The sequence below is a fragment of the Bradyrhizobium sp. AUGA SZCCT0169 genome (genome assembly GCF_018130085.1).
Classification (GTDB): Bacteria; Pseudomonadota; Alphaproteobacteria; order Rhizobiales; family Xanthobacteraceae; genus Bradyrhizobium.
The window spans coordinates 49,802-59,505 of record NZ_JAFCMC010000045.1 but is presented as its reverse complement, the minus strand read 5'-3'; the positions used below and the strand labels follow the sequence as shown (position 1 = coordinate 59,505).

Here is a 9,704-nt window from a genome sequence, read left to right as displayed (position 1 = left end):
AGAACTCGTCTCCGGGGAGATCACGGCATAAGCCGTAAAGCCATTGCGCAGGGAAGGCCGGGTGTTCTCCGCTGCCCTGTATACTCGTGTGCAGCATTTCTTGTGCTAACCGCACACGGGACCGCGGGTGCAGCGCGCACCCGGTCTTCCCTGCGCCCTCTCTATGAGAGGGCGGGAAGTTTCTGACAAAGCTCGGGCGCATTGCGTCGCGAGAATGCGAAACTGCGTTTGGATGATGGTGCAACCACAAACACCACCGTCGTCCCGGCCTTGAGCCGGGACCCATAACCACAGGAAGAAGTTTTGCGAATGGTCTCTGCTACCGAGCCTCTATTGAAAGATCCCGCGGTATGGGTCCCCCGATGCGCAATTGCGCATCTGAGCTCAAGGCCGGGACGACGAGAGATGGTACTACCCCGGCAAATACCCCTTGACCGCCGGCAGGAAGAAGATCGCGATGTTGATCGCAAAGCCGATGGACCACAGGATCGAGCGCAGCGTCGGGCGGTTGCCGAGATAGGTGAAGACATAGGCGATCCGCACGATCAGGAACAACACCGCCAGCTCGTCGATCAGGTGTTGCGGCCCGAGGCGAAACTCGGCGAGCAGCACCGCGACCGCGAAAAACGGAAACGCCTCGATGCCGTTCTGATGGGCGCCCAGCGCCCGGGCGCGGATCGGATCCTCGTAGAAATCGGGGTCGCGGGGCCTGGCATTGTCGAAACGGCGAAACCCGATCCATTTGACCGAGGCGATCGTCAGCAAGTACAGCAACAGCGTTCCGAAAACGCACCATTCGGCGACCGTCATGGTTCCTCCCGCCCGCGGCAAGACCTCAGCGTATCGAACCGATGCTTGTCTTGACAAGGATGGTGCAACGCGCGAAGCCACGGAAATCATGACCGTGGTCGTTCCCATAGGAAGTGCGAAGCCTGCGCCGGAAGCCAAGCCCGAGCGTGTCGGCGTGCTGCTGGTCAATCTCGGCACGCCCGATACGGCCGATACCAGGGGCGTGCGGGCCTACCTCAAGGAATTTCTCTCCGACCCGCGCGTGATCGAGGACCAGGGGCTGCGCTGGAAGCTGATCCTCAACGGCATCATTTTGCGCATCCGTCCCCGCCGCAAGGCGCGCGACTACCGGAAGATCTGGAACGTCGAGAAGAACGAATCGCCGCTCAAGACCATCACGCGCGCGCAGGCCGAAAAGCTGGCGGAGGCGATCGCGGACCATGACCACGTCGTGGTCGATTGGGCGATGCGTTACGGCAATCCGTCGATCCGCTCGCGCATCGATGCCCTGACCGCGCAAGGCTGCGACCGTCTCTTGGTCGTGCCGCTCTATCCGCAATATTCCGCGGCGACCTCGGCCACCGTGTGCGACGAGGTTTTCCGTGTGCTGGCCAGCATGCGCGCGCAGCCGATATTGCGCGTGACGCCGCCTTATTATGACGACCCTGATTACATCGATGCGCTCGCGGTTTCGATATCGGCGCATCTGGCAACCTTGCCGTTCCAACCCGAACTGATCGTCGCCTCATTTCACGGCATGCCGCAAAAGTATGTCGACAAGGGCGATCCCTACCAGGCGCAGTGCATCGCAACAACGGACGCGTTGCGCCGACGCATGGGGCTTGATGCCTCCAAACTGCTGCTTACATTTCAATCGCGCTTCGGTTTCGACGAATGGCTGCAGCCCTACACCGACAAGACCATCGCGCAGCTCGCGAAGGATGGTGTCAAGCGCATTGCCGTGGTGACCCCCGGCTTCTCCGCCGATTGCCTGGAGACGCTGGAAGAGATCGCGCAGGAAAACGCCGAAATCTTCAAACATAATGGCGGCGAGCAGTTCGCGGCGATCCCCTGCCTCAACGACTCCGAGCCCGGCATGGACGTGATCCGCCAGCTCGTGTTGCGCGAGCTCCAAGGCTGGATTTGATATTTTCCTGGTCAGACAGCATACATCTGGCGGGCGTCAAACGGCTCCCTACGTAACCATTGCTAGAGAACAGCCGGGCTGAACCGGCGGTGGCATCCGGCAGACATATGGACGACCGCGTCCGGCAACGGTCTTGCCGGTTTTGGAGGGAATTCATGACTGGTTTCGACATTTTCGCGATTGCGTTTTTGCTGCTGGTCATTGTGACCCTGTTCGCCGGCGTCAAGACGGTGCCGCAAGGCTATGACTGGACCATCGAACGGTTCGGCAAATACACCCGCACGCTGTCGCCGGGGTTGAACATCATCGTTCCCTATTTCGACCGCGTCGGCCGCAAGATGAACATGATGGAGCAGGTGATCAACATTCCCGAGCAGGAAGTGATCACCAAGGACAACGCCACCGTGACGGTGGACGGCGTCGCGTTCTTCCAGGTGTTCGACGCCGCCAAGGCCAGCTACGAGGTCGCCCATCTCGAGCAGGCGATCATCGTGCTGACGATGACCAACATCCGCTCGGTGATGGGGTCAATGGACCTCGACCAGGTGCTGTCGCACCGCGACGAGATCAACGAGCGGCTGCTTCGCGTGGTCGACGCCGCGGTGTCGCCGTGGGGGCTGAAGGTCAACCGCATCGAGATCAAGGACATCGTGCCGCCGGCGGACCTTGTGGAAGCCATGGGCCGCCAGATGAAGGCCGAGCGCGTCAAGCGCGCCGACATTCTGCAGGCCGAAGGCCAGCGGCAGTCGGAGATCCTGCGCGCCGAGGGCGCCAAGCAGGGCCAGATCCTGCAGGCCGAGGGCCGCAAGGAAGCCGCGTTCCGCGACGCCGAGGCGCGCGAGCGTTCCGCCGAGGCCGAGGCCAAGGCGACGCAGATGGTTTCCGAAGCCATCTCCAAGGGCGACGTTGCCGCGCTGAATTACTTCATCGCCGACAAATACATCAAGGCGTTCGGGCAACTGGCTGAATCGCCGAACCAGAAGATCCTCATGCTGCCGATCGAGGCCACCAGCATTCTTGGCTCGCTCGCCGGTATCGGCGAGATCGCCAAGGCGACCTTCGGTGACGCGGCTACCGCGGCAGTCGCGCGGCGTGGTTCGGTGCCGAGCACCGGTCCCGCCACGCCGCCACCGCCACCGCCGCCGTCACCATTCTCGCCGCAGCGGTGAGGGACTTCCCTCTCCCGCGCTTGCGGGGGTCGAGACGAGCGAAGCTCGCTCTTAGGGTGCCGAGCGAAGCGTTGATGGATCGCACGAGTTGATAGAGAGGTCGTGTCATGGCCGACATATTTGCTACTCTGGGCACCTGGAACTGGCTGATCTTCGGCTTCATCCTGATGGCGCTGGAATTGCTGGCGCCGGGTGTCTTCCTGTTCTGGCTCGGTCTTTCCTCGCTGATGGTCGGCCTGGTGTCGTTTGCGATCAACCCGTCATGGCAGACGCAGCTCTTGATGTTCGCGGCGTTCGCGGCTGCGTCGGTGCCGGCGTGGCGGCATTTTGCAAAGAGCGCCGGCAGCAGCAGCCAGAGCAACCCGTTCCTCAACCGGCGGACCGAAGCGATGATCGGCCGCGAGTTCACGCTGGAAAAACCGATCGTCGACGGCACGGGCACGGTGCGGATCGACGACACGATCTGGCGCGTCGCGGGCCCCGATGCGCCGGCCGGCAGCCGCGTCAAGGTCGTGCAGGCCGATGGGGCGAGCTTGACGGTGGCTGTGGCCTAGATTTGCTTGCTCCACCGCTCGGCAAAGCGGTGGAGAGGAAGGAAGGTTTCGTTCAGCTCTTGGCCGAGCCCGGTCAGGCCGTAGCCGTCGCCCGGCAGCAGTTCGATCAGGCCGGCCTCGCGCAGTTCGGAGAGCCGGGTCTGCATGACCGTCGGCGAGGCCTCGTCGCAGGCGGTGCGCAGCGCGCGCGAGGTCAGCGCTCCCTCGCGCAGCTCCCACAGGATGCGCAGGGTCCAGCGGCGCCCGAGCAGGTCGAGCAGCGCCATCACCGGCCGGCCGGTGCGGGAGCCGCGGACCGCGCGTTTCTTCATAACAGGGGCCTGTTTCGGCATCGGGAAGCCTCTTGCGAGCTGCTACAGATATTGTAGCGTGTTGCTACATTTATTGTAGCACAGGAGTGAACGATGTCACAGACCGCGCCCCGGATCGCGCCGCTGCAGCCGCCTTATCCACCCGAGATTCAGGGGCAATTCGACCGCATCATGCGCGGCGCACCGCCGCTGATGCTGTTCCGGGTGATGGCCGGCCAGCCCCGCGCCTGGGAGAAGTTTCGCGCCGGCAGCTTGCTGGATCGCGGCCCGCTCAGCTTGCGAGAACGCGAGATCGTGATCGACCGCACCTGCGCGCGGACCGTTTGCGAGTACGAATGGGGCGTGCACGTCACGACGTTTGCCGAAGCCGCCCACCTGACCGCCGAACAGGTCCGCGCTACCGTGCTCGGCGATGCCAAGGCCGCCTGCTGGTCGGAAGCCGAACAGGTATTGATCGCAACCGCCGACGCGCTGCACGACCGCGCGACGCTTGATGAGACCGAGTTCAAGGCGCTGTCGGCGCATTATGACGACGCGAAAATCGTCGAGATCATCCAGCTCTGCGGCTTCTATCGCACGGTGTCATATCTGGCCAACGCGCTGGCATTGCCGCTGGAGGAGACGGCGGCGCGATTTCCGAAGTGAGATGTCGCCCCGGCGAACGCCTGTAGGGTGGGTTAGCCGAAGGCGTAACCCACCATCTTCGTGCGTCGTGGTTCGGTGGGTTACGCTTCGCTAACCCACCCTACGAAGTCCCCTTGGGCCTAGGCCACGCCCGCGCGCAGCAAATCATGCAGATGCACGATGCCGACCGGCTTGCTGGCGTCGGTCACGATCAAAGCGGTGATCTTCGACGAGTTGAGGATCTCCAGCGCCTCGCCCGCGAGCAGGTCACGGCCGATGGTCTTGGGATTCTTCGTCATCACCTCGTCGACGGTGGCAGTCATCAGATCGGGCCGCATGTGGCGGCGCAGATCGCCGTCGGTGACGATGCCGACGATATGGCCGCGACCGTCCGTGATGCCAACGCAGCCAAAGCCCTTCGACGACATCTCGACCAGCGCATCCGACATTTTGGTGCCGAGCGGCTTCAGCGGCACCGCGTCGCCCGAATGCATGAGGTCGCGGGTGTATTTCAACAGCGCGCCGAGCTTGCCGCCGGGATGCAGCACGCTGAAATCGACCGAGGTGAAGCCGCGGCCTTCGAGCAGCGCGATCGCCAGCGCGTCGCCGAGCGCCAGCATCATCAGCGAGGAGGTGGTCGGCGCCAGATTATGCGGGCAGGCCTCGCGCGCCTTCGGCAAGGTCAGCGCGACGTCGGCGGCCTTGCTCAGCGTCGATTCCCGGTCCGCGGTCATCGCGATCAGGGGAATGGAAAAGCGGGTGGCATAGGTGATGAGATTCTTCATCTCCGGCTGCTCGCCGGACCATGACAGCGCCAGGATGACGTCGTCAGCGGTGATCATGCCGAGATCGCCGTGGCTGGCTTCGGCGGCATGGACGAAGAAGGCCGGCGTGCCGGTAGAGGCAAAGGTCGCGGCGATCTTGCGGCCGATATGGCCCGACTTGCCGAGCCCGGTCACGATCAGCCGGCCCTTGGCGTTGCCGATGCAATCGACGGCCGCCGCGAACGGCGCGCGGAGGTCGGACTGCAGCGCCGCCGTGATGGCGGCGATGCCGCCAGCCTCGACATCGAGCGTGCGCAGGGCCGACTCGATGGCGGCGTTCGCATGATCGGTGCCGGATGATTTTGCCATCAGCGGTTTCGGCTTGGCCATGTCTCAAATCCAGGGAGGAGGGGCAGAAGCCCCCGGACCCCTCCTTAGCACGGCCGATTTGGCGATGCGACGCGGGCCGCCGGCTCTCAACGGGTCATTAACCATAATTGTTTTAACTCCATTAACGACGTTTTCCCCGCGCGCTCGGAATGCGTCGAATAAGTAGCTGACGTTGTTGGAGTATTTTCATCGTGATGGCAGGTCCAGTAAGGGGCCAAAGCAGGCGCGCGACAGTGTTCCGCGCGGTATTGCCATGCCTTGCGCTGATCGCCCTGACCGGGACCATGGCGCAGGCCCAGACCGTCACGCCTGACCTGTTCAGCCCGACCCGCAGCAGCCAGCTGATGCCGGTTGATTCGCCGCTGCGCCGGACCAGTGCCGAGGCCAACGACAAAACCAGCGACGAGGCCAACGACGCCCGGGTTCGCGACAAGGAGAAGCCCGCGCCGTCGCGCATCGGGGCGATCCCGCGCTATGGCCTGCCCGCCGCCAGCGGCGCCTCCAGCTCCGGCTACGACTCGCTCAACCGCAAGCTTCAGAAGCCGAAATATTATCCGGGCCAGGCCCGGCCGAAACCGCCGCCGGGACCCGGCAGTCGTCCACCGCTGCTGTCGAATACGCCGCTGCGGCTTTCGATTCCGCCGTCGCAGACCGCCAACAAGGCCCCGATCCCGCCCGCGATGGCCGGCACGGTGGTGGGCCAACCTGCGCGCAAGCGGCTCAAGATCGATGACGATCCGTTCGGCCCGGTCGGCGATTACGCCGGCAGCTTCCTGATCAAATCGGCGCTCGAACTCTCGGGCGGCTACAACACCAACCCGCGCCGCACCGTCGACGAGAAGGGCTCGCCGTTCTATGTGATCGCGCCGGAACTCCTCGTCATGTCCGACTGGGAGCGCCACGCGGTGGTGGCGGACTTGCGTGGATCGTTCACCGGCTACGGCAACACCTTTCCGCCGCCGGCCGACGGCACGGTTTCACCGGCGCCGGTCGTGGTCGATCGTCCGGATTTCACCGGTCATGTCGACGGCCGTCTCGACGTCTCGCGCGACACGCGGCTGCTGGCGCAGGCGCGGCTGCGTCTCGCCACCGACAATCCGGGCAGTCCGAACATTCAGGCCGGCCTGCAAAGATATCCGGTCTATGCCACGTTCGGCGGCACCTTCGGCTTCGACCAGAATTTCAACCGCCTGCAGGTTTCCGGCGGTGCCACCGTCGACCGCACCGCCTATACCTATTCCAAGCTCACCGACGGCACCTCGACCAGCAACGACGATCGCAACTTCAACCAGTTCGGCGGTGTCGGCCGCTTCAGCTACGATCTGATGCCGGGCTTGAAGCCGTTCGTGGAAGCGCAGGCCGACAGCCGCGTGCATGATCTGAGACTCGACCGCAGCGGCTTCGCGCGCGATTCCACCGGCGGCTACGTCAAAGGCGGCACCAGTTTCGAATTCTCGCGGCTGCTCACCGGCGAAATCGCGGTCGGTTACGCCGCGCGAGACTATGTCGACAGCCGCCTCAACCGCCTCGAAGGCCTGCTGACCTCGGCTTCATTGACCTGGACGGCGACACCGCTGACGACCGCCAAATTCTATTCCGACACCACGATCACCGAGACCACGCTGCCCGGCGTATCCGGCGTGCTGACGCACATCTACACCGTTGAAGTCGACCATGACTTCCGCCGCTGGCTGACCGCGATCGGCAAGTTCACCTGGGGCACGCTCGACTACCAGGGCGACAACCGCAAGGACAAGATCTACACGGTGTCCGGCGACCTCATCTACAAGATGAACCGCAATCTCTGGGTCAAGGGCACGGTCCGCCGCGATTGGCTGGATTCAAACCTCCCCGGCAACAGCACCGCCGCCACCATCGTCATGCTCGGCGTGCGTCTGCAGCACTAGGCTTTATCTCTTCGCTTGTGTGCTCGAGTGTGCTTGAGTCGAGGCAGGGAACTATGACACACTGCTAATCGGTTGTGTGACTGTGTGACAGTGTCACACCCACTAGCGCTTGACCGCGGAGCAAAGCAGCCCCACTCTGTCCGCCTTACAGAAGGAGTCTCAATGGCCCAGCGCAAGACCGCGTCTCGCAGCATTTTATCGCGAACACTGGCTACGATTATTCTCGTTGGCATTTACTGTTTCAGCATCGTCGGTGTGACGGCGCTGATGGTTGGAGGATCGACGACGGCTGCGTACGCGCAGCGCGGTAATCGTGGCGGAGGCCGCGGCCGAGGTTCCAGCCGCGGCGGTCGCGGTCACCGCGGTCACCACCACGGTTACCGTGGCCGGGGTCGCGGTTATGGTCGCGGTCGTGGCCGTGGCTATGGTTACGGCGGCGGCTACTCCGCCTGCTACTATGTTGCTGGCGTTCGGGTCTGTCCGTAACACCGACATTCCGCAAGAGTGACATCTTCAAGAATGGTGCAGTGTGCGAGGGCACGTTGCACCATTTTTGATTCCTTGCCGTTCAATTGCGGCCGGCTCCGCTTACCGCGGCAGTGTGGTCGATCCCATCAGATACTGGTCGATGGCGCGGGCGCAGAGGCGCCCCTCGCGGATCGCCCACACCACCAGCGACTGGCCACGGCGCATGTCTCCGGCGGAGAACACGTTCGGCACTGACGTCTGGTAGTCGGTCAGGTTGGCGCGAACGTTGCCGCGCTGGTCGAGGTCGACGCCGAGCGTCTTCAGCATGCCGTCATGGACCGGATGCACGAAGCCCATCGCCAGCAGCACCAGCTGCGCGTCGAGTTCGAATTCGGTGCCGGCGATCGGCTGGAATTTTTCGTTGACCTGCACGCAATGCAGCTTCTGCACCTTGCCGTCGACGCCCGAGAATTTTTGCGTCAGCACCGCGAATTCACGGCGGGCGCCTTCGGCCTGGCTCGACGAGGTCCGCATTTTCAACGGCCAGTTCGGCCAGGTCAGGCCCTTGTTTTCGTGCTCGGGCGGCGCCGGCATGATCTCGAGCTGGGTCACGGACTTCGCGCCCTGCCGGAACGACGTGCCGATGCAGTCCGAACCGGTGTCGCCACCGCCGATCACGACGACATGCTTGCCGCCGGCGAGGATGTCCGCGGCCGCCCCGAGCGGCTCGGAGGAGACGCGGCGGTTTTGTTGCGGCAGGAAATCCATCGCGAAGTGGATGCCGTCGAGGTCGCGGCCCGGGATCGGCAGATCGCGGCCGGCTTCGGCGCCGCCGGTCAGGGCCACCGCGTCGTATTGCCGATGCAACTCGCGCGGATCGATCGCGCCCGGCGAAGAGCCGCCGACATGGACACCGTAGTGGAAGGTGACGCCCTCGGCTTCCATCTGCGCCACGCGGCGGTCGATGATGTGCTTTTCCATCTTGAAATCGGGAATGCCGTAGCGGAGCAGGCCGCCGGCCTTGGCGAATTTCTCGTAGACATGGACGTCATGGCCGGCGCGCGCGAGCTGCTGCGCGGCGGCAAGGCCCGCAGGCCCGGAACCAACGATCGCGACCTTCTTGCCGGTCTTGCTGGGGGCAATTTCCGGCTTCAGCCAGCCATTGTCCCAGGCGCGATCGACGATCGCGCATTCGATGGTCTTGATGGTGACCGGGTTGTCGTCGATGTTGAGCGTGCAGGACGCCTCGCACGGCGCCGGGCAGATGCGGCCGGTGAACTCCGGGAAATTGTTGGTCGAGTGCAGATTGCGCGAGGCTTCTTCCCAATTGTCCTGATAGACGAGGTCGTTGAAATCAGGGATCTGGTTGTTGACCGGGCAGCCCGGCGTGCCCGGCTGAACCGAGCCAGTGCCGTGGCAATAGGGAATGCCGCAATTCATGCAGCGCGCGGCCTGGTCGCGGGTGTCTTTCTCGCTCAGCGGAATGACGAATTCGCGATAGTGCTGCAAGCGGTCGGCGACGGGCGCATATTTGCGGTCGTGCCGGTCGATTTCCAGAAAACCTGTGATCTTGCCCATTAA

9 protein-coding genes are annotated in these 9,704 nt (G+C 63.8%); 5 read left to right on the top strand and 4 right to left on the bottom strand.

Translation table 11 applies throughout. The annotated features are described in order from the left end of the window. Positions 1-411 precede the first annotated feature (411 nt). On the bottom strand, positions 412-810 hold the full coding sequence (locus tag JQ609_RS31380; protein WP_192738169.1) for an MAPEG family protein: 399 nt from the start codon (positions 808-810) through the stop codon (positions 412-414). Between the two features lie 88 nt (positions 811-898). Between JQ609_RS31380 and hemH the strand changes: the two genes are divergently transcribed. From hemH to JQ609_RS31365, 3 genes are all read left to right on the top strand, one after another. Continuing rightward, a complete protein-coding gene (gene hemH, locus JQ609_RS31375) occupies positions 899-1,936 on the top strand; it encodes a ferrochelatase (RefSeq protein ID WP_212276544.1) in 1,038 nt (345 codons plus the stop codon). A 155-nt stretch (positions 1,937-2,091) separates the two neighbouring features. After that, a complete protein-coding gene (locus tag JQ609_RS31370; RefSeq protein ID WP_212211487.1) occupies positions 2,092-3,105 on the top strand; it encodes an SPFH domain-containing protein in 1,014 nt (337 codons plus the stop codon). Positions 3,106-3,212: 107 nt separating this feature from the next. Continuing rightward, complete coding sequence (locus JQ609_RS31365; RefSeq protein WP_212276543.1) at positions 3,213-3,659, top strand: NfeD family protein; 447 nt, start codon at positions 3,213-3,215, stop codon at positions 3,657-3,659. On the opposite strand, the gene JQ609_RS31360 is transcribed toward JQ609_RS31365, so the two are convergent. Beyond that, entirely contained in the window at positions 3,656-3,991 is a 336-nt protein-coding gene (locus JQ609_RS31360) for a helix-turn-helix domain-containing protein (RefSeq protein WP_212276542.1), read from the bottom strand. The genes JQ609_RS31365 and JQ609_RS31360 overlap by 4 nt on opposite strands. Before the next feature lie 72 nt (positions 3,992-4,063). Here JQ609_RS31360 and JQ609_RS31355 point away from each other — a divergent pair, with 72 nt between their 5' ends. Continuing rightward, on the top strand, positions 4,064-4,615 hold the full coding sequence (locus JQ609_RS31355; protein ID WP_212276541.1) for a carboxymuconolactone decarboxylase family protein: 552 nt from the start codon (positions 4,064-4,066) through the stop codon (positions 4,613-4,615). Between the two features lie 119 nt (positions 4,616-4,734). Here JQ609_RS31355 and JQ609_RS31350 read toward each other — a convergent pair whose 3' ends face one another. After that, positions 4,735-5,748, bottom strand: coding sequence for an SIS domain-containing protein (locus tag JQ609_RS31350; RefSeq protein WP_192738163.1), 1,014 nt, complete (start codon positions 5,746-5,748; stop codon positions 4,735-4,737). Between the two features lie 194 nt (positions 5,749-5,942). Here JQ609_RS31350 and JQ609_RS31345 point away from each other — a divergent pair, with 194 nt between their 5' ends. Next, positions 5,943-7,655 carry an outer membrane beta-barrel protein gene (locus tag JQ609_RS31345; RefSeq protein WP_212276540.1) on the top strand — a complete coding sequence of 571 codons (1,713 nt, stop codon included), beginning with the start codon at positions 5,943-5,945 and terminating at the stop codon, positions 7,653-7,655. 588 nt (positions 7,656-8,243) lie between these two features. Here the strand turns inward: JQ609_RS31345 and JQ609_RS31340 are convergent. Next, positions 8,244-9,701, bottom strand: coding sequence for a glutamate synthase subunit beta (locus JQ609_RS31340; protein ID WP_212276539.1), 1,458 nt, complete (start codon positions 9,699-9,701; stop codon positions 8,244-8,246). Between the last annotated feature and the right edge of the window lie 3 nt (positions 9,702-9,704).

Excerpts from the sequence above, each read along its gene's own strand:
- JQ609_RS31380 (WP_192738169.1), bottom strand. The coding sequence starts at position 810 with ATGACGGTCGCCGAATGGTGCGTTTTCGGAACGCTGTTGCTGTACTTG.
- hemH (WP_212276544.1), top strand. The coding sequence starts at position 899 with ATGACCGTGGTCGTTCCCATAGGAAGTGCGAAGCCTGCGCCGGAAGCC.
- JQ609_RS31370 (WP_212211487.1), top strand. The coding sequence starts at position 2,092 with ATGACTGGTTTCGACATTTTCGCGATTGCGTTTTTGCTGCTGGTCATT.
- JQ609_RS31365 (WP_212276543.1), top strand. The coding sequence starts at position 3,213 with ATGGCCGACATATTTGCTACTCTGGGCACCTGGAACTGGCTGATCTTC.
- JQ609_RS31360 (WP_212276542.1), bottom strand. The coding sequence starts at position 3,991 with ATGCCGAAACAGGCCCCTGTTATGAAGAAACGCGCGGTCCGCGGCTCC.
- JQ609_RS31355 (WP_212276541.1), top strand. The coding sequence starts at position 4,064 with ATGTCACAGACCGCGCCCCGGATCGCGCCGCTGCAGCCGCCTTATCCA.
- JQ609_RS31350 (WP_192738163.1), bottom strand. The coding sequence starts at position 5,748 with ATGGCCAAGCCGAAACCGCTGATGGCAAAATCATCCGGCACCGATCAT.
- JQ609_RS31345 (WP_212276540.1), top strand. The coding sequence starts at position 5,943 with ATGGCAGGTCCAGTAAGGGGCCAAAGCAGGCGCGCGACAGTGTTCCGC.
- JQ609_RS31340 (WP_212276539.1), bottom strand. The coding sequence starts at position 9,701 with ATGGGCAAGATCACAGGTTTTCTGGAAATCGACCGGCACGACCGCAAA.